This window comes from Streptomyces sp. NPDC021012 (genome assembly GCF_044333355.1).
Lineage (GTDB): Bacteria > Actinomycetota > Actinomycetes > Streptomycetales > Streptomycetaceae > Streptomyces.
On sequence record NZ_JBIRQU010000013.1, the window covers coordinates 43890 to 66045 of the forward strand.

A 22156-nucleotide genomic window follows, 5' to 3' on the forward strand; every position below is an offset into this window, starting at 1 on the left:
GAATGTCCGACGAGTGAACCACCTTTTCCCGATGTGTCCCAGAGGACACGGTCACCACGGCACGCGCGTCGGACACTCGGCCACCGGGGCGGGCCTCCGCCGCACCGGCTGTCCGATGCCGAAGAGGCGCCCGCAGCATTCTCCAACCGCCCACGTAGGAACCCGGGCCCCGGCCCTCGCCCGCCGCGCGCAGGCCGCCGACGAGCACCGTGGCGTCCCTCTCGCGCCGGTCTTCCCGTGGAGGTCCTCGCTTGCGCGGGCCGGCTCACGGTCACGGCCTCTGGGTGGCCCTGTGCACGAAAGCGGGCGGGAGGTTCGCCCACACCACCTTCGAGCGCTCCAACCGGTCGAAGCGGCCGGTCAGTTCGGCGGTGAGGTGACGGGCGGGCGGTGTCCAGGCCGCATGCAGATAGGCAAAGGTGGTGAACCGGCCGCCGGGCGCGAGGACTTCGGTCACGGCATCCAGGATGTGCCCGCGCCGGTTCTGCGGCATGACCGTCCACGGCAGCCCGGAGACCACCGCGTCGACCGGTTCGGAGACCGCAGCGGGCAGCTCGGCCGCCGTGCCCTGGACCACGGTCAGCCGCGTGTCGCGCCGGGTGGCCGACAGCCGGGCCGCGAGCACCGGGTTCAGCTCTACGGCGACGAGCCGGGCGTCGGGGGCGAGCCGGGCGAGGATCGCGTCGGTGAACGCCCCGGTCCCCGGTCCGAGTTCGACGACGAGCCCGGCCCGCTCCAGGCCGATGCCCTCGGTCATCGCGTACGCCAGCCGCCGTGAACTGGCCGCCACGGCACCGGTCATGAAGGGCCGTCTGAGGAACTCGGTAGTGATCGACATGGCCTTCATGGTGGAAACGCTCCGGGTGGCCGCACGTCGTATCCCCGGCCGGTGTCCGTACGACTGCGGGAGGACCCCGTGACACCCGCCAGGATGACGCCGGGGAGGGGGCCCCGGCCGTAGCGTGGGACGGTGCAACGGCTGATCGAGACCCTGCCTCGCCTGCGGCGCGGACATCCGTGGCTGACGGACCTGCTGCTGATCGTGCTGGTCGCCGTGCCCCCGGTGATCCGCACCCAGCCGGACTGGCGGCCCGTCTGGGTGCAGACGGGCGTGTACGCGGCTCTGGTGCTGCCCCTGTTGTGGCGTCGCCGTCGGCCGGTGGTCGTCGCGGCCCTGGTGACGGCCGGGTTCTGGGCGCAGTACCTCGGCCAGGTGTGGGGACAGGAACCAGGACGCGGCGCCGTCGCCCTGGCCGCGGTCCTGGCCACCCTCACGGTGCGTGGCCTGCGCCGGGCCGCCGCGGCGACGGCGGTCTGCGCCGCCTGCTGCGTGGTGCTGTGGGTTCCCGGCTGGCAGCGGGACTACGGGGGCCCGGGGGCCCGCGGTGCCTGGCTCACCCCGCTCGCCGTGGGGCTGTTGCTGGCCGGGGGCTGGGTGTTCGGCGAGTACGTCCGCGCCCGGCGCGCCTACATCGCCGAGTTCGAGCGGCGGGTCGCGCTCGCCGAGTCGGAGCGCCTCGCCCTGGCCCGGGTCGCCGTCGCCGAGGAGCGGGCGCGCATCGCCCGCGAGATCCACGACGTCCTCGCGCACAGCGTGAGCGTGATGGTGCTGAACGCCGAGGGCGGCAGGCTGATGCGGCACGCCGACCCCACGGTCGTCGACCGCACCCTCCGCGTCATCGGCGCGACCGGCCGCGAGGCCCTGGACGAACTGCGCCGACTGCTGGAGGTGCTCAGCACCCCCGACGCGGACGCCCCGACCGGCGGCCCCGGATCCGGACCCGATGGCGGTGGGACCGGCGAGTCGCTCTCAGCCGATCTGCGGCGGCTGGTCGGGCGCCTCAACACGAACGGCACGCGCGCCCGGCTGGACCTCCACGGAGAGCGGGGTGGCCTTCCGGCGGATCTCACCCTGCAGACGTACCGCATCGTGCAGGAGGCGCTCACCAACGTCGTCAAGCACGCGTCGCCGGACGCCACGATCCTCGTACGGGTCGACACCGGCACCGAGGGGCCCGGAAGACTGGTCCACGTCCGGGTGGAGAACTCGGCCGGAGCCGGGACGGGAGCCGTCCCGAAGCGCCCCGCTCCCCTGCTCTCCCGCGGTCGAGGACTCACCGGCATGCGCGAACGCACCGCCCTGTACGGCGGAAGCGTCGACGCCGGCCCCACACCCGACGGGGGCTACCGGGTCGCCGCCGTCCTGCGCCCCGCCGGACCCGAGCCCACCACGGCGACCCCGTGACCGGCCGGGGTCCGTCATCGTCCCGGGTGCTGATCTGCGACGACCAGGAGCTGATCCGGATGGGGCTGCGCATGGTCATCGACAGCCAGCCCGACCTCACCGTGGTCGGCGAGGCCGCCGACGGGGACGAGGCGATCGCGGGAGTGGCCGCCCTTGAGCCGGACCTCGTCCTGATGGACGTACGCATGCCCGGTCTGGACGGGCTCGCCGCCACCGAGCACCTCTGCGCGCGGCCCCACGGGCCCCGGATCCTCGTGGTCACCACCTTCGACCTGGACGAGTACGCCTACGCCGCCCTGCGGGCCGGCGCGAACGGCTTCCTCGTCAAGGACGCCCCCGCCGAGGAGATCCTGGTGACCGTCCGGGCGGTGCTGCGGGGCGAGCTCATGGTGGCGCCGTCGCTGACCCGGCGCCTGGTCGAACGCTTCGTCCTGCAAGCCTCCGCGCCCGAGCCCGCCCAGCGCGGCCGTCTGTCCGCACTCACCGACCGGGAACGGGAAGTCCTCGCGCTGGTCGCCCGGGGACTGGCCAACGGCGAGATCGCCGACCGCCTCTTCGTGGGAGAGACCACCGTCAAAACCCACCTCGGCCGCATCCTGACCAAACTCGGTCTCCGCGACCGCGTCCACGCGGTGATCTTCGCCTACGAGAGCGGGCTGGTACGGGCCGGGGACTGACACAGCGCCGGGCAGGACGGCGCGGGGCCGCGACCGGTTCCCCTCTCCGGTCGCGACCCCGTCCGTGCGGGTCAGGGAGCGGTGTCGGCACACGCGTCGAGCGTCCGCCAGGGCCCGGACCTGCTCCCGGCGATCTCGACGGCTCCGCCTCGGGTGCGGAGTTTCGCGGCCAGTCCGTGACGGGGGGCGAGCAGCCAGACGAGGGCGAACAGAGCGGTGAGGACGACGACGACCGAGCCGCCGGCCGCGAGGTCGTAGGCGTAGCTGACGTACAGACCGGCGAGGCTGCCCGCGCAGCCGAAGAGGGATGCCAGCAGCGTCATCGCCCACAGTCGTTCGGTGAGCAGGCGGGCCGTGGCGGCCGGGGTGATCAGGAGGGCGAGGACGAGGACGTTGCCCACGGCCTCCAGGGCCATGACGATGGTGGCCGTCACGACCACGTACAGCGTCAGGTCGAGGAGAAGCACCGGCAGCCCGGCGGCGCGGGCCGTCTCGCGGTCGAGGCTGACCGCCACGAGTTCCTTGCGGAGCGCGAGGACGACCGCGACGAGTACGGCGCCCATGACCGCGACCCGCCGGATGTCGGCGTCGTCGACGGCGAGCACCTGCCCGAAGAGGAAGGAAGACAGGTCGGTCGTCCAGCTGTCCCGGGTCGAGACGAGCACGATGCCCAGGCCGAACGCGAAGGCGAAGAACACCCCGATGACGGTGTCCTCCTTCAGTCGTCTGTTCTGGGAGACGAAGGCGATGAGCACCGCCGTCGTGACCCCGGCCGCAGCCCCGCCGAGCAGCAGGTTGCCCTCGAAGGCGTACGCGAGCGCCACCCCCGGGAACGCGGAATGGGCGACGGCGTCACCGATGAATGCCATGCCCCGCAGGACGACGTGGACACCGACGACTCCGCAGACCAGGCCGACGACCGCGGCGACGGTGAACGCGCGTCGCATGAAGGGCAGTTGCCACGGGTCGGCGAAGAAGGCGAGCAGGTCGGTCATGCCGTCACCTCCGCGCCGCTCGTGGCGGCGGCTCGGTCGAGTCCGAAGGCCCGCAGCATCTGGTCCGCGTCGGAGAGGAGTTCCGGTCCGCCTTCGGCGACGACCGTACGGTTGAGCAGGATCACGCGGGTGCAGGTGCGGGCCGCGGCGGCCAGGTCGTGTGTGGTCATCAGCAGTCCTCTGCCCTCGGCCGTGAGGCGGCCGAAGAGCTCGTTCAGCAGTTCCTGCGTGGGGACGTCCACTCCGGTGAACGGTTCGTCCAGGAGCAGCAGCCCGGGCTCCGCGGCGAGCGCACGCGCCACCAGAACACGCTGGCGCTGTCCGCCCGACAGCTCACCGATGGGGCGGCGTCGCAGGCCGGTCAGGCCGGCCAGCTCCAGGGCTTCTTCGGTCGCGGCGCGGTCGTGCGCGCGGGGCCCGCGGAACCAGCCGATCGTACGGGTCCGGCCGCTCATCACCGCACCGGCCACGTCGATGGGGAAGTCCCAGGCGAACTCGTGGCGTTGGGGTACGTAGCCGACAGGTCCGACGGCTTCGACGCTGCCGGCCGCGGGCGAGACGAGGCCCAGAACCGCGCGCAGCAAGGTGGTCTTGCCCGCACCGTTCGGTCCGAGGAGGCCGACGAGTTCACCGGGCGCCACGGTCAGCGAGGCGTCCCGCACCACCATGCGGCCGCCGAGGACGACGGAGACCGCCTCGATGCCGAGCAACTGCTCGGGGGCGCTCACGAGGTGCGCCTGCGGGTCAGCGCGACGGCGCCCGCGCCGGCCAGGGCGAGTGCGGCGGCCGTACCGGCGAGCATCAGGGTGCCGTCCGATCCGGTGCTCGCCATGGTGCCGGTGGTGGGCGAACCGGAGCCGCCCGTGGCGACGCCGGTCGTACCGCCGGTGCCGCCGCCCGTCGTACCGCCGGTGGCCGATCCATCACCCGTAGTGCTGCCCGTGGCCGACCCACCGCCCGTCGAACCGTCCGTCGAGCCGTCCGTCGAACCGCCGGTCGTGTCGGTGGAGCCCCCCGTGGACCCTCCGGTCGAGCCTCCGCCGGTGCCGCCGGGCGTCACCTGGTTCGGGTCGCCCTCGCCCACGCTGAAGGCCAGCGTCTCCGTGTCACTCGTCCCGGTCCCGTCGGCCAGCGTGGCCGACATCGTGACGGTCAGCCGGTACACGCCCTCCTCGCCGAAGGCCCAGCCGCCGTGCGCGTGGGTGTTCTGCGGTACGCCGAACGCGTCCGGCACACCGTCGCCGCTGTTGAAGCGGATCGCCGCGCCCGACAGGCCGTCGTAGTTGTAGAGGGCGAACGTTCCCGGTCCATCGGCCTTCACCAGCTGGAACTCGACCTCGCCCTTCGTGGCGCCCGCCGCCATGTTGTCGGTGGACCAGCCGGGCCACAGCAGCCCCGGCTGCTGCACCTGGTCGAGGAGCCAGACCGGGTCGCCCGCCTTCCCGAGGAAGGCGAAGTCCTTGTTCGCCGGAATCGTCTTCCGCGCCTCCGGCTTGACGTGCATGACCACGGACGACGGCTCGCGCCAGACGGTCTTCCCCGGGACCGTGCCGTCCTTGACGTGGATCTGCAGTCGGCCGTCGACGACGCGGGCGGCGATGTCGACGTGTCCTTCGTCGAGGACCTTCTTGGCGGTCTCCACCGGCTCGGCGGCCGGGAGCAGGTCGGGGGCCTGGGCCGGGGCCTGGCCGGGGGCCTGAGCGGCGGCCTGCCGATCGGCGGCCGGCGCCGGGACAGTGGCCACCGGCTCCACCGGCTCCGTTCGCGGCCGAACCGCCTGTTCCGGCTCGGGCCGGGGATGCGGCCGGGCGATGGCCGCGTCCCCGACCCGTACCGTGTACGAGGTCTCGGCGACCGACGACCGGCCCTCCGCCTCGCCGTGGGCCTGGGCCGTGAAGGTCAGCGCGTACGTTCCGGGCGCGTCGAACGACCAGCGGGTCGCGCCGCGTGCCGCGGCCGGCAGGTCGTATCCGTCGGGCAGCCCGTCCGAGCTGTCGAACCGCACCACAGGCTCGTCGCCCTCGCCCACCGCCTCGGTGCGGTCCGGTTCGGTGACCCGGAGGCTGCCCGGCCCCTCCACGCCGCTGAGGGACCAGCGCACGGAGCCCGAGGGCAGTCCGGTCGTGTCCCAGACGGGCTCGAACTCCCAGCGGTCCGTGCTCTCCGGGCCGGTCGTCCTGTGGGTGTCGTCGAGGTCGATCACCCCGCCCTCGCCCAGGCTGAGCGTGCCGTCGGTCAGGGTGACGGGGGCGACGACGGGCGGGGGCGCGGGCGGGGCGGTCATGGCCGTGCCCCCGAGGGTGAGCGCTCCCGCCGCCGTGAGGGCGATCCTGCTGTTCCGTACGAGCCTCATCGGGCCCCACTCCCCTCGCGGCCCAGGCAGCGGGCCAGTTCGTTCGCGTTGTGGCGCATCATCGAGACGTAGTCGTGGACCTTGTCGTCGAAGGAGTCGCCGTAGATCGTGCAGACGGCGACGCCCTCGTCCTCCGCCACCCGGCGCAGGACGTCCGCCCGCGCGGCGAGGTTCGGCTCCAGGAAGACCGCCGGGACCTTCTTGTCGCGGATAGTGGCGCGGAGTGTGGCGATCTCTGCGGCGCTCGGCTCGCGGCTGGGCACCGGGACGACGAAGCCGGCCACCTCCATGCCGTAGGCGTGGGCCAGATAGCCGAAGGCGTCGTGGGTGGTGATCAGCTTGCGGTTCGCGTCCGGTACGCGGGCGAGCTTCCGGGCTACCTCGTCGTCCAGCGCCGCCAGTCGCTTCAGATGGCGTGCGGCGTTCCGCTCGTACGTGGGCCTGCCCTCCGGATCCGCCTTGATCAGCTCGGCCTCGATGCGGCGGACGTACGCCTCGGCGTTGGCGACGTCCTCCCAGGCATGCGGGTCCATCTCGCCGTGGACGTGCTTGCCGATGACGGCCTGGGGCAGCACCCAGATGTCCGCGCCGGGACGTCCCAGGAAGCGGTACGTCTCCTCCTCGGGCACGGACGCCTTCGCCCGGTCGGGGACGCGCAGCACGACCGAGTCGGCCGGATGGTGGATGCGCCGGCCGGTCGCCGGATCGTCGGAGCGGACCTGGACGGTGCGGGTCCGCGCGTTGACGGAGACGTCGGCGTGCCCGCCGTCCAGAACGGTCTTGCCCTGCGGGACCCGGGCGTCTCCGACGACGAAGGTGATGGTGCCGCTGCCGGCGGGGGCGGTCTTCCCTTCGAGGGTCTCCGTCTGTCCCTGAACGGTCAGCCGGTACGTACCGGGGGCGGTGAACACCCAGTTGACGTGGGTGTGGGCCTCCGGCGGCAGCGCGAAGGAGTCCTTCTTGTCGAACCCGTCCGTGGAGTCGATGTAGCTCTTCGGGGTGCCGAGGGTGTCGGTCAGGTAGACGTGGAGGTCGCCCGGGCCTTCGAGCTTCGTCGCCGTCGTACGGACCTGGGAGCCGTCACCGCCGACCTCGCCCTCGACGGCCCACCCGAGCCACAGGACGTCGAGGCCGAGGTCTTCCTTGAGTTTGATGACGGAGCCGCCGTACTGCTCCAGCTCCTCGCTGACCGGCACCTTCGGCGTGGTCCTGGGTGCGTTGGTGTGGATCATCTTCATGATGCCGGGCTCTTCGAGGAGCAGTCCGTTGCTGAAGACGAGGTCCGACTCTGCGATGCGGGCGGCGTCGCCGGGGCTCGGCTCGTACGAGTGGGGATCGCCGTGGTGCGGGACGACGGAGTCCACGTCGACCCGGTCGCCGCCGACGTTGCGTACGAGGTCGGCGATGATCGCGGTGGTCGTGGAGACGGTCAGCACGGCGTCCCGGGCCGGCCCGTCGGAGCCGGGTCGGCAGCCGGAGGCCAGCAGGACGGTCGCGAGGGCGGCAGCGGTGACGGCTCCCGCGCCGGCCAGGCGGCTCAACGGACGACCCGCTTGCGGCGGACGAGGGCGAGGAGCGTGGCACCCGCCACGAGCGCGGCGGCCGCGATTCCGGCCGGCAGGGCGGCACCGGCACCGGTCGACGCCAGGCGGCCCCCGTCCGTGTTCGCACCGGTGGAGCCGCCGCCTCCCGAAGGGAAGGCCGGGGTCGGCGTCGTGGGGAGGGTCGTCGATGCCGACGGGCTCGCGGTCGGGATCGGCGGCTCGGTCGGCGCGGTGGAGGGGCTCGCCGTGGCGGTGGAAATGGCGGACGGCGTGGAAGTCACCGAGGGCGACCCCGTACTCCGCGTGGGGGTCGGCGTGACGATCGGAGACGGAGTCGGAGTCGGGGTCGGGGTCGGGGTCGGGGTCTGCGTGGGCACGGGTGTGGTGTTCGTGCCGTCGCCCGGCACGACGGTGGCGGGATCCACGTCGTCGCCGACCACGACGGCGAGCGTCTCCCGGTCGGAGACCGTGGCGCCGGAGGGCAGGGTGGCGGTCATCCGCATGGTGATGCGGTGGACGCCCTCGGCGTCGAAGATCCACAGCGGGTGCGCGTGGGTGAACACGGGAAGGTCGACCGCACCCGGGTCGGGCTTCGCGCTGTCGACGGTGACGCCGATCCGCACTCCCATGTCGGGGTCGTCGGCCCACTGTCCGAGTACGAATCGGCCCGGTCCCTCGATCTTCGGAAAGGTGACCTCCACCCCGCCCGACACGTCCGCGGGCAGGATCTCCAGGGTGTTCCAGCCGGGCCAGAGCAGCCCTTCCTTCACCTCGAAGTCCTTGTCGACCCAGAGGCTGCTGCCCGGTTGGCCGAACCCCTCGAACTGCGGGACCTCCTCACGCGGCGGGATGACCACCTCGTGGCGGGGGTCGAAGTGGAGCAGCACGTCGGAGGGTTCGCGCCAGACGGGCGAGCCGGGCACCGTGCCGTCCTTGATCCGGAACTCCAGCCGTCCGTTCCTCAACCTGGCCGCCAGGTCGAGGTGGCCGCCGTTCAGGACGGTGCGCTCTCCGGGCGGTGCCTCCCTCGGTGGCGCGTCGGCCGCGTGGGCGAGCGGGGCCGCGGAGAGCAGCGACAGGGCGACCGCGAGAGCGGCGGCTCGTACGGGAGGGGGTGGTGCTATGGGGGCCCGCATGACGGGGCTTCTCCTTCGGGCGTGGGAGCGGGGGATCACGGCCGCGCCGGGGGCGGTTCGAACGGCGGGCACGGCCCGCCCCCGGCGCGGGGCTTGTGACGCGGGCCGGGGTCAGCCGACCTGGAAGGTGTACGTGGCGGAGGTCGGGCCGACCGGGGCGCCGTTCGCGAGCGTGCCGCTCACCTGGAAGGTGGCGGTGTAGGAACCGGCCTTGGTGAAGACCCAGTTGGCGTGGTCGTGCTCGCCCGCGGCGATGTCCTTGCTGTTGGCGAGCGTCGTGTCGCCGCTGTCGTAGGAGCGGTTGTTCTTCGGGCAGAGGCCGTTCTTGTAGACGGTGAGCTTGCCGGGGCCGCTGACGGAGGTGAGCTTGACCTGCACCTTGTCGTTCTGGAAGACGCCGGTGGCGAGGTGCTCGCCGGAGAGACCGGGCCAGAGCAGGTCGGCGTTCTCGACCTGCGGCAGGCGGTAGACGGTGGTGCCCGCGGTGCCCAGGTGGCCGTAGCAGGTGCCGGTGGGAACGGTGTACGCGGAGGCCGGCAGGGCCCGGAGGACGACGTCCGCCGGGGCGTACTCCACGTCCGGGGTGACCGACTCGTCGTGGACGTGGAGTTCGAGAGCACCGGCGGCGTACTCGACGTCGAGGACGTCGACGTGCCCCTTGGAGAGAGTGGTCCCGGCGGCGTGTGCGGCGGTCATTCCGCCGACCGCGATGGCCGCGGCTATGGAACCGGTGACGGTGAGAGTGCGCGTGAAGGCACGCAAAAGAAGCCCCCCTTGGGCAGAGATCGAGCACGACAGGAACAACTAAGACGATAATCATTTTCAATAAGAGGTGGCAAGTGCCTCCGGGGACACCCGTCGCGGGAGGCACGTGCTCACGCCCGCGCCGGCCGCCCTCGCGGGGAGGGCGGCCGGCCGGGTGCGCTCGATCGGGTCAGCGACTCGCGTACGGCAGGAGGGCCATCTCGCGGGCGTTCTTGACGGCGGCGGCGATGGCCCGCTGCTGCTGGGCCGTCACGCGGGTGACGCGCCTGCTGCGGATCTTGCCTCGGTCGGAGATGAACTTCCGCAGCAGATCGGTGTCCTTGTAGTCGATGTACGTGATCCCGGCCGCGTCGAGCGGGTTGGGGCGGGACTTGGCGGGCTTGCGGGGTTCGGGGCGTCGAGCCATGGCGGCTTCTCCTTGCGTGGTCGTGGGGTTCGCTTCGTACGGCGTCGGTCAGGCGGCGTCGAGGAGGGAGGCGAAGGCGGCGGGCAGTCGCTTCCAGGCCTCGGGCCCCGACGCGTACTCCGCGTCGGTCAGCAGGCAGGAGTCGAGGAGCCGCTCCAGCCCGTCCCGGTCCAGGCCGGGCGAGGTGAAGACGAGGTGCTGGCAGCAGTCGCCGTGCTCGGGATGCCAGTCGAGCGCCGCCGCCGCCCGGCGCACGGGAGGAACCATCTCCCAGGCCGCGTCCGGCAGCGACGCCAGCCAGGGCCCGGCGCTCTCCACGCACAGCGCGCCGCCGGCCGCGTCCCAGGCGAGCAGCGTGTCGGGGCGGTCGGCGAGCCAGAACCGGCCGCGGCTCCGGGCCGCCGCGCAGCACAGGTCCTCAAGCGCCTCGTAGAGACGCTCGGGGTGGAAGGGCCGTCGGCGGTGCCAGACGAGCGTGGCGACTCCGGCCTCGTCCGCCTCCTGCGGCAGCAGCGCGCACGCCGGGTGCTGGGCGGCCGCGGCGGCTTCGACGTCGAATCCCGCGAGCGCGGCCCTGGCCAGTTCGGCGGAGGCGGCCGGGACGCGTCGGGCGGTGGGGTGCAGCTGGGCGAGGAGGGCATGGTCCTCCTCGTCCGCCTCGTCGCTGTCGACCACGGCGAGGACGGGGGCGTACTCCAGCTGGCGTGCCCAGGTGTCGCCGACGGTCCGCTGGTCGGTGGCGGCGGCAGCGAGGCCGGCCTCGGCCAGATCGTCCCCGTTCCCGAGGTACGGCAGGACGAGGGCGGGGTCCACGGCGGTGATCACGCTCGTCACGACCAGGCGGTCCCCGCCGTGTGCGGCGATGACCTCCGCCATGGCCTTCGGTTCGACCGAGTCCCACAGTTCGACGACGGCCAGCCGGGTCAGGCCGCCGTCCGCCATGCGCTCCAGCTCGGGGACGAGGTCCTCGCGCAGCGCGCAGCACGCGCAGTCGTTCACCAGCGGCGTATCGCCGCTGGAGACGGGGCCGGCAGCGTCGCGGACGAGGCGGAGCACGGTGCCGTCGGGCGCCGAGGCCAGGTCGTGGTGCAGGGCCACGCTCCCCGGAACGTCCCGCAGGAGGCGGTCGACGACCTCCTTGCGTGCGTCGGAGTGGAGCCCGGCGACGATCACGACGGGGAGCTGCCGGTCGCGCGCCATCAGCGGGCTCCGTAGCGGCGCTCGAAGCGCTCCACGCGGCCGGCGGTGTCGAGGACGCGTGCCGTGCCCGTGTAGTAGGGGTGGCTGGCGGAGGAGATCTCCACGTCGACGACGGGGTAGGTGTTGCCGTCCTCCCAGTCGATCGTCTTGTCGCTGGTCATCGTGGACCGGGTGAGGAACGAGGTGCCGGAGGCGGAGTCGCGGAAGACGACGGGCCCGTAGGCGGGGTGGATGCCGGGCTTCACGGCAGGAACCTTTCGACGGTCGGGTGGGGTGGGGCGGGCGACGGGCGGTGCCGGCGCTCTTCGTGGAAGTCGCTGATCTCGCTGCGCGCCACGACGGGTACTATATGGCAACGATTTTCATTATCGACAAGCGCGACCCCTGAGAAAGGCGGCACCACCCATGTCAGCCCACTGCCAACTGACCGGCGCCAAGCCGGGATTCGGCAACACCATCTCCCACTCGCACCGGCGTACGTCACGACGCTTCGACCCCAACATCCAGCGCAAGCGCTACTGGCTGCCCAGCGAGGGACGCCACGTCCGCCTCACCCTGAGCGCCAAGGCCGTCAAGACCATCGACACGATCGGCATCGAAGCCGCGGTGGCGCGGATCCGCGCGCGGGGAGGGAAGGTCTGATGGCGAAGAAGAGCAAGATCGCGCGGAACGAGAGGCGCAAGCAGGTCGTCCAGCACCACGCCGCCCGCCGGGCCGAGCTCAAGGAGATCATCCGGCGCCCGTCCACCACCCCGGCCGATCGGGCGGCCGCCCAGGAGGAGCTCAGCCGCCAACCGCGCGACGCCAGCGCCACCCGCGTACGCAACCGGGACAGCGTGGACGGCCGCCCCCGCGGCTTCCTGCGCAAGTTCGGACTCTCCCGCGTACGGACACGACAGCAGGCCCACGCGGGATTCCTGCCCGGAGTGACCAAGTCGTCCTGGTAGGCACCTCCTGGGTCCGACCCCGCACCCTCTCGGCCCGACCGCAGCCTCCTGCGGTCGGGCCGACCCGCTCGGAGAGGAGGACGACTTCCCCGCCTGGGAGACATACGGCATCCACGACACCTGCGAACACGAACACGCCGCCACCCAGACGACCTGAACCCCCGGGCCGGGACGGGGTCCCCCTGCTCGAACGAAGCCGAGAGCTTGGGGGAGGTCACAGCCACGGCACCGCCCAGCCCAGCCCGGCTCGCGCTATGAGACGAATGCCGGCTGCCGGCTGCCGGCGAACCCCGGCACCACCATCAGTCGTCGCAAGCGTCCTGGGACGACTGCGGACCAGGATCCGGTCCGCTTCCGGACCAGGCCCCTCCCAGGAGCCATGGAAACTGTCGTTTTCACTGGTCAGCGCGCATCCCTCGCCTGTACCACCAGCAGACGGAGAACCTGCTGGTGAGCTACTCGCCGAAGAAGCTCGGCTTCTTCCCGGGGCACGGCAAGAGGCGCCTGAGGCGGGCTTTCGCCCGCCGGGCGCCTCGGGCTCGCCTTCCTGAGACGGCTGACCGTCCAGGTCGAGGGAACCGACAAGCCGTACCCCGGCCGCCCCGGCCGTCGGTGGCGCTGATCCGGAAGGGGGAAGGACCGTCTCCGTGCTCCGAGCGCTGCGGACAGGAGAACCGTGAGTGCGAAGGTGTCGACGGGCCGCCGCGCGCGTCAGCGCATGCTGCGGGCCGTCAGCCGGTACCGAGCGTCACCCCGGCGTACGCCACCGCCGTCAGGGCCAGGACGGCGGCGGGCAGGGCCCGCGCGGGCGGGTCGCCGTGGCGCAGGTGGGCCACGGCGGCCGCGGTCATCAGCAGCGCGAGCCCGATCGCGGCGGCCATCCCGAGTGGGGTGGCCGCCAGTCCGAGTACCAGCCCGACGGCTCCGGCCACTTCCAGGGCGCCGACGACGCGGTAGAGGCCCGGCGACATGCCGAGGTGCGCTGCCGCCTGGCGCATGAACGGCACCGCGGCGATCTTCGCCGCTCCCAGCGACAGGAAGATCAGGGTCAGGACGACGGCGAGGGGGATCTGCGCGGCTGTCATGTCGACCGGCCCCGGCGTTCAGTACCCAGGCGGGCGAAGTGGTCGATGAGGTCGGGGGTGTCCACGGCCGCCGGGTTGACGACCTGCTCGACCGGGGCGCCCTGGAGGAGGCGTTTGACGGGGACTTCGAGTTTCTTGCCGGTGCGGGTGTGCGGGATGCCGGGGACTTCGAGGATCTCGTCGGGGACGTGGCGGGGTGAGGCGCCGGTCCGGATCGCATCCTTGATCTTCTCGCGGAGCGGGTCGTCCAGGGTCGCGTCGGCGGCGAGAACCACGAACAGGGGCATCCAGTAGCCGCCGTCGGGTTCTTCCGCGCCGATGACGAGGGCCTCGGTGATCTCGGGGAGGCGCTCGACGACGTCGTGGATGTCGGCGCTGCCCAGGCGTACGCCGTTGCGGTTCAGGGTGCTGTCGGAGCGGCCGTGGACGATCACGGAGCCGTGTCCGGTGACGGTGATCCAGTCGCCGTGCCGCCAGACGCCGGGGTGGGAGGAGAAGTAGGCGTCGCGGTAGCGGGTGCCGTCGGGGTCGTTCCAGAAGTACAGCGGCATGGACGGCATCGGGCGGGTGACGACCAGTTCACCGACCTGGTCCACGATCGGGAGGCCCTCGGCGTCGTACGCGGCCAGGGCCACGCCGAGGTGGGGTGCTGACAACTCTCCTGCCCAGACCGGTGTGTTGGGGGCGCTGCCGGCGAAGCCGGAGACGACGTCCGTGCCGCCGCTGGTGGACGCGAGCAGGACGTGGTCGCCGACGTGCTGGCGGACCCAGGGGTAGGCGGAGGCCGGCAGGGCGGAGCCGGTGCAGCCGACTACGCGGATCGACGACAGGTCGTGCGCCGAGGGGTCGACGCCGTACTTGGCCATGCCCAGCAGGTACTGGGGGCTGGTGCCGAAGACGGTCACCCGGTGGCGCGCGGCCAGCTCCCACAGGACGTCGAGCTTGGCGAAGGGTGTCGGGCTGCCGTCGTAGGTGCAGGCCGTCGCGCCGGTCAGCAGCGTCGAGGCGACCAGGTTCCACATCATCCAGTGGGTAGTGGTGTACCAGAGGAGGCGGTCGCCAGGGCCGAGGTCGGAGTGCAGTCCGAGGGTCTTGAGGTGTTCGAGCAGCACGCCGCCGTGGCCGTGGACGATGCCCTTGGGCAGGCCGGTGGTGCCCGAGGAGAACACGACCCACAGCGGGTGGTCGAACGGCACCGGTGTGCAGGCGAGTTCCTCGGTGCGGGTGGAGGCGTCCTCCCACGGCACCACCACTTCCGGGTACGCGTGTGACGGCCACGGCAGGCCCACGTGGTCCACCAGCAGCGCGGCCTTCAGCGTCGGCAGCTCACCGGCGAGTTCGAGGGTGGCGTCGCGGCGGTCGTGGGTCGTGCCGTTGAAGAAGTAGCCGTCGGCGGAGATCAGGACGGTGGGTTCGAGCTGGGCGAAGCGGTCGGCGGCGGCCTTGGGAGCGTAGTCCTGCCCGCAGACCGACCACACCGCGCCCAGGCTCGCGGCGGCGAGGAAGGCGACGATCGCGTGCGGGGTGTTGGGCAGGTAGCCGACGACCCGGTCCCCCTTGCCGACGCCCAGGTCGCGCAGGGTGGCGGCGACGGAGGCGACCTGGGCACGCAACCGGCCGCCGGTCACCTCGTGACTGGAGCCGGTCTCGTCGAGGGCGATGATCGCCACGGCGTCGTCGGCGAGGTGACGCAGGGCGTGGTGGGCGTAGTTGAGGGTGGCGCCGGGGAACCAGCGGGCGCCCGGCATCCGCTCCTCCGCGAGCACCTGCTCGTACGGGGTGTCCGCGTCGATGTCGAAGTAGTCCCACACCGCGCCCCAGAAGCCTTCCAGGTCGGTGACCGACCAGTGGTGCAGGGCGGCGTAGTCGGTGTCGTCGAGCCCGGCGTGGCGGGCGAAGTCCATGATGCGGCTGTCGGCGACGGCCTGCGGATCGGGCGCCGTGAAGGGTTCCGGGTACGGCCTGGTCATCGTGTGGCGCTCCTCGGCAGGCTGTGCTCTGCGGTCCGTGGGGAAGGGTCGGGGCTGCGCGTGGTGTGCAGGAGAGACGCCCAGGCGGCGGTGTCCGTGAAGTCGGGCCTCCCGGCCGGGACGACGTCCATGACGACGCGGTCGGGGCGCAGCAGAACGGCGTCCGCCCGGCCGGCGCGCAGCCAGGCGGCGAGGGTGCCGTCGTCACGGAGGTCGGTCACGGGGATCGCCGGGACGCCGAGCCCGTGGGCGAGGGCGCGCAGCGAGGGCCAGGGTTCGGCGGCGGTCAGGACGGTGAAGCCGTCGCCGAGCAGTTCGTCGAGACGGCTGCGCCGGCCGTCGAGTGCCACCCATGGTTGCGGGCAGTGGGTGCCCACGAGGCTCCTGCGCATACGGCGCCGGACGAGGGGCCCGGCGGTCAGGGACGGGCTGAGGTCCCGGCCCGCCGCCGCGGTGAGGCCGGGTATGCGGCAGGCAGCGGCCAGGATCCTGCGGCGCAGCGCGGCGGCGCCGTCCTGGCCGCCGGTCATGGCCCAGCCCATGGCGACCGCGAGCCGGATCGCGTGCCGTGCATGCGGCTTGCGCTCGCTCTCGTACGTGTCGAGGAGCCGCTCGTCGCCGCCCTGGCCCAGGACGCGGGCCAGCTTCCAGGTGAGGTTGTAGGCATCACGCAGGCCCGCGCACAGCCCCTGCCCGACGAACGGCGGGGTGAGGTGGGCGGCGTCACCGAGGAGGAAGACCCGTCCGCTGCGCCACCGGTCGGCCACCCGCGCCCGGAAGGTGTACTGCGTCTCCCGTACGACTTCGAAGTCCCCGTCGTACGAGGGCGGCAGCCACGGGGCGATCAGCTCGCGGACCGGTTGCTGCCCGTCTTGCAGCCGGAACTCCCAGCGGTAGCGGTCCTCACCGATGCGCATGAACGTCGCCGGCCGGTGAGGGTCGCAGACCTGGTCGACGCCTTCCCAGCAGCGGACGTCGGCCTTCGTGCGGACGTCGATGACGGTCCAGCGTTCCTCGAAGCGCAGGTCCTCCCATGCGGCGCCGATGGCGGCACGGGTGAGGCTGCCCGCGCCGTCGCAGCCGAGGACCGCCTCGGCCCACAGGTGATGCTCACCGTCGTCGTCGCGGTAGGTCACGCGCACGGGGCCGGCCGGGTCCGGGCCGACGCCGGTGACCTCGACACCGCCCCGCAGTTCGCACTCCGGGCGGCGGGCGAGGGCGTCGCGCAGCAGTCGCTCCAGCTCGGGCTGGTCGAACATGCTGGTCTGCGGGTAGCCGTGACGGCCGTGCTCGGAGCGTCGGAACTCGGCCATGACCCGGTGCCGGGCGTCAAGCAGCCGAAGTCCGTTCGCCGGGCGGGCGATCGCGGCGAACTCCTCGCCCACGCCCGCGGCCTGGAGGATGCGGCGCACCTCGTCGTCGGTGGCGACGGCACGCGGGAGCGGGTAGACGTCCTGGTGGCGTTCCAGGACGACGGTGCGGATACCGCGCCGGGCGAGGAGGAGGGCGGCGGTCACGCCCACCGGCCCGGCGCCGATGATCACGACGGGTGCGGGGGCTGTCTGTGCGGGCCCGAGTGCGGTGTCCCGGGGTCCGGCCTGGTCGGCGGTCATGTGCGGCTCACCTCGGGTCCTGCTTCGCGTCCGTGACGGGTGTGCGCTGCTCGCCGAGGTCGATCCGCCCGTCCGCGGTCGAGATCGTCGCCGTGATCACGTCCCCGGTGTGCAGGTAGTGCGGGTTACGGGCCTGGCTCTTGAAGAACGCCTTCCACTTCACGGCGGGCGGCAGCAGCGCGCCGATCTTCTCGACCGCCTTGGGCGGGGCCTTGAGGGCCGTGCCGCCGGGGGTCCCGGTGAGCAGCAGGTCGCCGGGGTCGAGGGTCTGGAAGCGGGCCAGCAGGGTCAGCGCCTGTGCCGGGCGGACGATCATGTCGGCGAGGGTGCGGTCCTGACGCAGCTCGCCGTTGACCGACAGCCGCAGCCGCAGATCGAGGAGGTGGACGAAGTCCTCGGGCTCAAGCAGCGCCAGGTAGGGCCCGGTCGGTGTGAAGGTCGGGTACGACTTGCTCTCGTAGAACTGCGTCTTGGTCAACTGCACCTCACGGGCGCTGACGTCGTTCGTGATCACCAGCCCGGCGACATACGACGGCAGGTCACGCTCCTCGACCACGGTGCCGACGGGCAGGGGTGCGCCCATGACGAGCCCGAGTTCGACCTCGTAGTCGAGGAACTTCACGTGCGACGGCCGGACGATCGCCTCTCCCGGGCCGCTCACCGACCCGGACGCCTTGCGGAAGAAGGCGGGCGGGATGTCGCCGGTGAAGCCCGAGTCGCGGGCGTGGCTGCGGTAGTTGACCATCTGGGCGACCACCCGGCAGGGGGCGGTGATCGGCGAGAGGGCGACCAGGTCGGCGACGGGCGTGCCCGCCTCCCCGGAGAGGGTGGCCTCGCGCACGGCCGCCCGGTCGGCGATCAGTTCGGCGGTGGTGGTGGCCTTGGTGTCGACGGGGACGGCCCGGTCGAATGGGGTCTTCCCTGCTCGAGCGGAGTCGAGAGCTTGGGGAAGGAGGACCCACCATCCTTCGGCGGTGCGCAGGACGTTGGTGCTCATGTCAGTACCTTCGTGAGGGGGTCGGGGTTCAGGACTTGGCGGCTTTGAGCAGGCCCAGCAGGCGTGCCGGGTCCATCTCGTTGTCGCCGCGCAGGGCTTCGATGACGTCGCGGACCCGCTGCGGGGAGGGGCTCGCGCCGAGGAAGTCACGGGTGGCAGGAGGCCCCCACTGGGCGAGGCCGGTGGTCGACATGGGCGCCCAGCCGGGCTCCAGGTCGCAGGAGAACAGGTCGCCGTCGGCGAAGTGCTCCAGCATGAAGCGGTCGGGGTCGCGCCAGTAGTCGAAGAGCTGGCTGCCCTGGATGTGCCGGCCGATGCCCCAGCTGCGCTGGTAGCCGCGCTCGGCCAGGTACTCGCCGCCTGCGGCGATCGAGTCGAGGTCGGTCACCTGGTAGGCGGAGTGGACGTAGCCGTTGCCCGGGCCCAGGTGCATGGCCAGCGTGTGGTGGTCAACGGCCCGGCTGCCCTGGTCGCAGCGGATGAACGCCATCGTCGGGCCACGGCCGCGCTGGCCGTCCAGGAACAGGAAGTCGGAGACGATCATCCCGAGGGTGTCCAGGTACCAGTCGAGGGCGCGTCCGAACACCCTTGTCTCCAGGACCACATGACCCAGGCGCTGGATGCGGGAGGGTTCACGCGGCGGGCGCTGGGTGACGTTCGCGCGACGGTGATCGGTGCCGAAGTTGAGCAGCAGCGGCTGCTGCTCGGGCAGCGCCGGCAGTTCCTCCGCGCAGTGCACGACCCGGACCGGGAAGCCGGAGGGGTCGAGCAGGTCGACCGCCTTGCCGCCGCCGGGCACGTCCGCGTCCCGTACGGACGTGCCCGTGGCTCGGGCCAGCCGGTCCAGGTCGGCCCGCTCGGCGGCGCGGAACGCCGGGCCGATGAAACGGGAGGTCCGGCCGCGCCGGATCACCATGCACGGTGAGCCGGCGAAGGTGCCCCGCAGCCACAGCTCGCTCTCGCTCCGGGCGGCGATCCCGAAGCCGAAGTCCCGGGCGAAGACCTCGGCCCGGTCCAGGTCGGGCTTCTCGAACTCCAGCCAGGCCAGGTCGGCCACCTTGATCACGGGATTCCGGGACCGCCCGGGATGTTCGCCGCGCAGGGCGCCCTGCGCGCTGTGGAGGTCCTGGTGGGCCGTCCTGACGTCCGGGACGCCGACTGCGTTGACGCGGGTTTCGGACATGGTGCCCTCCAAGCGACATTGCCGTAATGAGGAAATCATCAACTTTGACAGTTCCGTCGTCAAGGCGTTCCGGCGGAAAATGATGAATTCATCAGGACTGCGATGGTCATCGTCTCCGCAGTTAGAATCTGGGCATGCCTACGTCAGCCCCGCCCAGCAACCGATTCGAGCGGCGTCGCGCCGAAACCCGCGGAGCTCTCGTCCGCGCGGCCCGTCAGATACTCGCCGAGACCGGGGACACCAGCGTCAGCATCCAGGTGATCGCCGAGCGTGCCGACGTCGGCTTCGGCTCGTTCTACAACCACTTCGACTCGAAGACGGAGCTGTTCGAGGCCGCGGTGCAGGACGCCCTGGAGGAGTTCGGCCAGACCTTCGACGAGCACCTGGCCGGCATCGACGACCCCGCGGAGCTCGTCGCGACGGGCTTCCGGCTCAGCGCCCGCATGGCCGAGTCGCACCCGGAGCTGATGCAGGTGCTGCGCCGCCGGGGCCTGGGCCACATCCACTCGGACAACGGCCTGGCCCGACGGGCCCGCCGGGACGTCGAGGTCGGCGTGGCCTCCGGCCGCTTCACCGCCGTCGACCCGACAGTGGCCCTGTCCGCACTGGGTGGAACCCTGCTGTCCCTGGTGGAGCTGAGATTCGCCCGCCCCGACGTGGACGGCGACGACGCCGCGGTGAACCTCGCCGAGATGGTCCTGCGCATGCTGGGCGTCCCACCGGACGACGCCCACGAGGTCGCCCGGCGCCCCCTCCCCGACCTCGCCTGACCGACCACCGGCGTCCGCTCCCCCTACGCGGTGGACGACGAGCTCGGACGGAAGGTGACCGGGCGACCGGTGAAGCCGGCGTCAATCCCGTTCTCCGCGATGGTGACCACGAGCATTCGCAGCCCCGACGGCTCCACCGACCTCGGCCGCCAGCGCACCACCCTCACCGCACCCTGAAAGGGCCGCTCAGGGAAGCCGCCGAAGACGTCGGCACCCACGGGGCCGCGAACGACACCGCGCCGGACTTCGTCGCGCACTGGGTCGTCAGGACCGCCCGCCGCGACGAGATGACCACGTGGTACCGCGTGGTCTTCGGCGCCCGCGTGGTTCACCAGGAGGTGCCAACGGCGTGGTCCGGGACAGCGCCGGCATTCCGCTGCGGGCCCGGTCCCGGCGAACATGGGCAGCGTCTTCTTCCACGCCCCGGGACCGCACCCGCCCGGCACGGTCCGCCCGCTGCTCAGCTGGATCCGCCAGTCCGCCTTCTGCGGCGTCATGATCGCCCACGCGAACGACGACTACATCCTGATGACCGCCTACCTCCACCCGGAACAGGAAACCGCCAGGGACAGCCGGCGCTACTGGGAACGGACACTCCCCCGGGCGCTGGGCAGCACCGAGGTCACCATCCGGTCCACCGGCACGTGGACGATGACCTCCCAGACGGCCCGCGCCTTCCGGCGGGGGCGCCTGCTCCTCGCCGGCGACGCGGCGCACCGCTTCCCGCACACGGGCGGTTTCGGCCTCAACAGCGGCATGCAGGACACCCACAACCTCGCCTGGAAGATCGCCGCGGTGCTCCGCGGAGGCGCCGAGGACGCCCTGCTCGACACCTACGAGCCCGAGCGCAGGCCCGTCGTCGAACGCTTCGCCGAGCAGAGTGTCGCCAAGCACTTCCCCCTCGACGAGGTGACCGCGCCCGTGGGGATCACCAACCGCACGGCGCGGCAGACCACCGAGGCCCTCGCCCTCCCGCCCCACCACCCGTCCCGGCGCCCGCCTCCCCCACGCCTTCGTCCGGCACGAGGACACCCCCGCCCGGTCCACGACCTGCTCCCGCACGACGGACTCGCCCTCGTCACACCGGGTCCCGGGGCATGGGAGCACGCACTGCGGGAGCGACCCGGCCGAGAGCCCGCTCCCTGTGCGCGTCGTCAGCCTGGTCGCCGCGTCCCCCGTCGAAGAGCGGACGCTCGTCGAGCTGTTCGGGGTCGGCCGGAACGGCGCGGTACCGGTGCGGCCGGACGGCCACGTCGCCTGGCGCACCACCGGCACGGCCGGGCAGGCAACACCGGAGCTGAACCGGTTCCTGCGCGACCGCTGGCAGCCGTACTGGAAGCCGGGTCGAGCCGTTGCCCGCCAGCTGGGAGCAGACTCCGTCACGCCAGCCGTGAAGAGCCCGAATACCGAAGCCGCCTTCGAGTCTCGCCGGCCCGGAGTGACGGCGCAGACCCGGGGATCACTCGTCTTCGTCCTCGGTCAGGTGCCCCATGAGTCGCTCCAGAGCCTCCGTCGAGAGGGCCGGAGTCCGTTGCGGCCAGCGATCAAGCCACTCCGATTCCGTCATCGTGCCCGGTCAGCCACCTTCCACGTCTTGGGCTTCTTCCAGCAGCACGTAAGAAGGCGCCTGACCTGGGACTTCTCCCCGATCAGGCGCCTTCTGGGAGCGCCCGGCGCGCGCACTCGGCAGGATCCACGCCGGAGTGCGGCCAGGACGAGATCCCGGCATGCCGGAGGTCCAGGGCCTCTTGGCGAGCAGCGTCGGCTGTCCACGGGGAGCCAGGACCTTCTCACGGGCCGCTCTCTGGAGGGTCTCGGCTCCATCGGCCACGGCGACACGCTCGCCACTCCCTTCGAGACCGACCAGGCCGCCTCGTGGGCCAACGCGTCGAACGTGTACGTCGACCTGCACGATCCGATGGCCGAGCGCTCCCGCATCCTCTCGGTCGGCGGCCGTTACGGCACCGTCACCGGCTGCTGGAACCCGAAGTACGGTCGGCCCTCCAAGGGGGTCGCGCAGATCAACGCCCGCTTCGAGTGCAGCATCCACTCCCGCCGTGAGCACCTGCGTGCGATGGCCGACGACCGCCTGGTGCCCCAGGCCGTCATCGGCCTGACCCTGGAGGCCCTCCCGTACCGGGAGCTGTGGGCCACGTCCTCGCTGGTGACGGGCATCGAGGAGGCGTTCATCGAGTCGTACGAGGACGGGTCGTTCCCGTACGTGCCGGTCGCGGCCGACCGGGTCTGACGGCGGCCGGGTGAAACGCCGT

The 22156-nt window shown here is 72.3% G+C and carries 20 protein-coding genes and 3 pseudogenes; 8 read left to right on the forward strand and 15 right to left on the reverse strand.

The genetic code is table 11. The annotated features are described in order from the left end of the window. Nucleotides 1-271: 271 nt before the first annotated feature. Complete coding sequence (locus ACH4TP_RS32485) at nucleotides 272-838, reverse strand: class I SAM-dependent methyltransferase (RefSeq protein ID WP_398182761.1); 567 nt, start codon at nucleotides 836-838, stop codon at nucleotides 272-274. Nucleotides 839-970: 132 nt separating this feature from the next. Between ACH4TP_RS32485 and ACH4TP_RS32490 the strand changes: the two genes are divergently transcribed. Next, nucleotides 971-2245: a sensor histidine kinase gene (locus ACH4TP_RS32490; protein ID WP_398439942.1), complete on the forward strand. Its 1275-nt coding sequence runs from the start codon at nucleotides 971-973 to the stop codon at nucleotides 2243-2245. 26 nt (nucleotides 2246-2271) lie between these two features. Then, nucleotides 2272-2922, forward strand: coding sequence for a response regulator (locus ACH4TP_RS32495; RefSeq protein ID WP_398439943.1), 651 nt, complete (start codon nucleotides 2272-2274; stop codon nucleotides 2920-2922). A gap of 71 nt (nucleotides 2923-2993) precedes the next feature. Here the strand turns inward: ACH4TP_RS32495 and ACH4TP_RS32500 are convergent, their stop codons facing one another. The 9 genes from ACH4TP_RS32500 to ACH4TP_RS32540 form a co-directional block, all read right to left on the reverse strand. Further along, a complete protein-coding gene (locus ACH4TP_RS32500; RefSeq protein WP_398439944.1) occupies nucleotides 2994-3917 on the reverse strand; it encodes an anchored repeat-type ABC transporter permease subunit in 924 nt (307 codons plus the stop codon). Next, nucleotides 3914-4645 (reverse strand): anchored repeat-type ABC transporter ATP-binding subunit, encoded by a 732-nt coding sequence (locus tag ACH4TP_RS32505; RefSeq protein WP_398439945.1) that lies wholly within the window; start codon nucleotides 4643-4645, stop codon nucleotides 3914-3916. The genes ACH4TP_RS32500 and ACH4TP_RS32505 overlap by 4 nt, the downstream gene beginning before the upstream one ends. Continuing rightward, entirely contained in the window at nucleotides 4642-6270 is a 1629-nt protein-coding gene (locus ACH4TP_RS32510) for a choice-of-anchor M domain-containing protein (RefSeq protein ID WP_398439946.1), read from the reverse strand. The genes ACH4TP_RS32505 and ACH4TP_RS32510 overlap by 4 nt, the downstream gene beginning before the upstream one ends. Beyond that, a complete protein-coding gene (locus tag ACH4TP_RS32515) occupies nucleotides 6267-7811 on the reverse strand; it encodes an anchored repeat ABC transporter, substrate-binding protein (RefSeq protein WP_398439947.1) in 1545 nt (514 codons plus the stop codon). The genes ACH4TP_RS32510 and ACH4TP_RS32515 overlap by 4 nt, the downstream gene beginning before the upstream one ends. Continuing rightward, complete coding sequence (locus ACH4TP_RS32520) at nucleotides 7808-8950, reverse strand: choice-of-anchor M domain-containing protein (protein WP_398439948.1); 1143 nt, start codon at nucleotides 8948-8950, stop codon at nucleotides 7808-7810. Before ACH4TP_RS32520 ends, ACH4TP_RS32515 begins: the two co-directional genes overlap by 4 nt. Nucleotides 8951-9061: 111 nt before the next feature. Next, nucleotides 9062-9712 (reverse strand): choice-of-anchor M domain-containing protein, encoded by a 651-nt coding sequence (locus tag ACH4TP_RS32525; protein WP_398182781.1) that lies wholly within the window; start codon nucleotides 9710-9712, stop codon nucleotides 9062-9064. 172 nt (nucleotides 9713-9884) lie between these two features. Continuing rightward, nucleotides 9885-10121, reverse strand: coding sequence for a 30S ribosomal protein S18 (rpsR, locus tag ACH4TP_RS32530; RefSeq protein ID WP_389233419.1), 237 nt, complete (start codon nucleotides 10119-10121; stop codon nucleotides 9885-9887). Between the two features lie 48 nt (nucleotides 10122-10169). Next, on the reverse strand, nucleotides 10170-11321 hold the full coding sequence (locus ACH4TP_RS32535) for a CobW family GTP-binding protein (RefSeq protein ID WP_398439949.1): 1152 nt from the start codon (nucleotides 11319-11321) through the stop codon (nucleotides 10170-10172). Continuing rightward, nucleotides 11321-11566 (reverse strand): type B 50S ribosomal protein L31, encoded by a 246-nt coding sequence (locus ACH4TP_RS32540; RefSeq protein WP_365327312.1) that lies wholly within the window; start codon nucleotides 11564-11566, stop codon nucleotides 11321-11323. Before ACH4TP_RS32540 ends, ACH4TP_RS32535 begins: the two co-directional genes overlap by 1 nt. 160 nt (nucleotides 11567-11726) lie before the next feature. On the opposite strand from ACH4TP_RS32540, the gene rpmB reads away from it, so the two are divergent. Both rpmB and rpsN read left to right on the forward strand, forming a co-directional pair. Continuing rightward, nucleotides 11727-11963, forward strand: a complete 237-nt coding sequence (rpmB, locus tag ACH4TP_RS32545; protein ID WP_389233426.1) for a 50S ribosomal protein L28 — start codon at nucleotides 11727-11729, stop codon at nucleotides 11961-11963. Continuing rightward, a complete protein-coding gene (rpsN, locus tag ACH4TP_RS32550; protein WP_398439950.1) occupies nucleotides 11963-12268 on the forward strand; it encodes a 30S ribosomal protein S14 in 306 nt (101 codons plus the stop codon). The genes rpmB and rpsN overlap by 1 nt, the downstream gene beginning before the upstream one ends. Before the next feature lie 731 nt (nucleotides 12269-12999). On the opposite strand, the gene ACH4TP_RS32555 is transcribed toward rpsN, so the two are convergent. The 5 genes from ACH4TP_RS32555 to ACH4TP_RS32575 are packed head-to-tail and all read right to left on the reverse strand — an operon-like array spanning nucleotide 13000 to nucleotide 19116. Next, entirely contained in the window at nucleotides 13000-13353 is a 354-nt protein-coding gene (locus ACH4TP_RS32555; protein WP_398439951.1) for a DoxX family protein, read from the reverse strand. Continuing rightward, on the reverse strand, nucleotides 13350-15323 hold the full coding sequence (locus tag ACH4TP_RS32560) for an acetoacetate--CoA ligase (protein WP_398439952.1): 1974 nt from the start codon (nucleotides 15321-15323) through the stop codon (nucleotides 13350-13352). The genes ACH4TP_RS32555 and ACH4TP_RS32560 overlap by 4 nt, the downstream gene beginning before the upstream one ends. Beyond that, nucleotides 15320-16936 (reverse strand): bifunctional 3-(3-hydroxy-phenyl)propionate/3-hydroxycinnamic acid hydroxylase, encoded by a 1617-nt coding sequence (locus ACH4TP_RS32565; protein ID WP_398439953.1) that lies wholly within the window; start codon nucleotides 16934-16936, stop codon nucleotides 15320-15322. The genes ACH4TP_RS32560 and ACH4TP_RS32565 overlap by 4 nt, the downstream gene beginning before the upstream one ends. Before the next feature lie 7 nt (nucleotides 16937-16943). Next, nucleotides 16944-17933, reverse strand: coding sequence for a fumarylacetoacetate hydrolase family protein (locus ACH4TP_RS32570; RefSeq protein WP_398439954.1), 990 nt, complete (start codon nucleotides 17931-17933; stop codon nucleotides 16944-16946). 28 nt (nucleotides 17934-17961) lie between these two features. Next, a complete protein-coding gene (locus tag ACH4TP_RS32575; protein WP_398182805.1) occupies nucleotides 17962-19116 on the reverse strand; it encodes a VOC family protein in 1155 nt (384 codons plus the stop codon). Nucleotides 19117-19250: 134 nt separating this feature from the next. Between ACH4TP_RS32575 and ACH4TP_RS32580 the strand changes: the two genes are divergently transcribed. The 4 genes and pseudogenes from ACH4TP_RS32580 to ACH4TP_RS32595 all read left to right on the forward strand — a co-directional run. Continuing rightward, nucleotides 19251-19886, forward strand: coding sequence for a TetR/AcrR family transcriptional regulator (locus tag ACH4TP_RS32580; RefSeq protein ID WP_398439955.1), 636 nt, complete (start codon nucleotides 19251-19253; stop codon nucleotides 19884-19886). Between the two features lie 372 nt (nucleotides 19887-20258). After that, nucleotides 20259-20753 (forward strand): annotated as a pseudogene (locus tag ACH4TP_RS32585) (FAD-dependent monooxygenase); the annotation flags it as partial. 127 nt (nucleotides 20754-20880) lie between these two features. Continuing rightward, nucleotides 20881-21189, forward strand: a pseudogene (locus ACH4TP_RS32590) (hypothetical protein); the annotation flags it as partial. Between the two features lie 537 nt (nucleotides 21190-21726). Further along, nucleotides 21727-22134 (forward strand): annotated as a pseudogene (locus ACH4TP_RS32595) (SAM-dependent methyltransferase); the annotation flags it as partial. Nucleotides 22135-22156: the final 22 nt, after the last annotated feature.

What these genes read in the sequence shown, in the direction of transcription:
- ACH4TP_RS32485 (WP_398182761.1), bottom strand. Translation starts at nt 838, where the DNA reads ATGTCGATCACTACCGAGTTCCTCAGACGGCCCTTCATGACCGGTGCC.
- ACH4TP_RS32500 (WP_398439944.1), bottom strand. Translation starts at nt 3,917, where the DNA reads ATGACCGACCTGCTCGCCTTCTTCGCCGACCCGTGGCAACTGCCCTTC.
- ACH4TP_RS32510 (WP_398439946.1), bottom strand. Translation starts at nt 6,270, where the DNA reads ATGAGGCTCGTACGGAACAGCAGGATCGCCCTCACGGCGGCGGGAGCG.
- ACH4TP_RS32520 (WP_398439948.1), bottom strand. Translation starts at nt 8,950, where the DNA reads ATGCGGGCCCCCATAGCACCACCCCCTCCCGTACGAGCCGCCGCTCTC.
- rpsR (WP_389233419.1), bottom strand. Translation starts at nt 10,121, where the DNA reads ATGGCTCGACGCCCCGAACCCCGCAAGCCCGCCAAGTCCCGCCCCAAC.
- ACH4TP_RS32535 (WP_398439949.1), bottom strand. Translation starts at nt 11,321, where the DNA reads ATGGCGCGCGACCGGCAGCTCCCCGTCGTGATCGTCGCCGGGCTCCAC.
- rpmB (WP_389233426.1), top strand. Translation starts at nt 11,727, where the DNA reads ATGTCAGCCCACTGCCAACTGACCGGCGCCAAGCCGGGATTCGGCAAC.
- rpsN (WP_398439950.1), top strand. Translation starts at nt 11,963, where the DNA reads ATGGCGAAGAAGAGCAAGATCGCGCGGAACGAGAGGCGCAAGCAGGTC.
- ACH4TP_RS32555 (WP_398439951.1), bottom strand. Translation starts at nt 13,353, where the DNA reads ATGACAGCCGCGCAGATCCCCCTCGCCGTCGTCCTGACCCTGATCTTC.
- ACH4TP_RS32560 (WP_398439952.1), bottom strand. Translation starts at nt 15,323, where the DNA reads ATGACCAGGCCGTACCCGGAACCCTTCACGGCGCCCGATCCGCAGGCC.
- ACH4TP_RS32565 (WP_398439953.1), bottom strand. Translation starts at nt 16,936, where the DNA reads ATGACCGCCGACCAGGCCGGACCCCGGGACACCGCACTCGGGCCCGCA.
- ACH4TP_RS32570 (WP_398439954.1), bottom strand. Translation starts at nt 17,933, where the DNA reads ATGAGCACCAACGTCCTGCGCACCGCCGAAGGATGGTGGGTCCTCCTT.
- ACH4TP_RS32575 (WP_398182805.1), bottom strand. Translation starts at nt 19,116, where the DNA reads ATGTCCGAAACCCGCGTCAACGCAGTCGGCGTCCCGGACGTCAGGACG.
- ACH4TP_RS32580 (WP_398439955.1), top strand. Translation starts at nt 19,251, where the DNA reads ATGCCTACGTCAGCCCCGCCCAGCAACCGATTCGAGCGGCGTCGCGCC.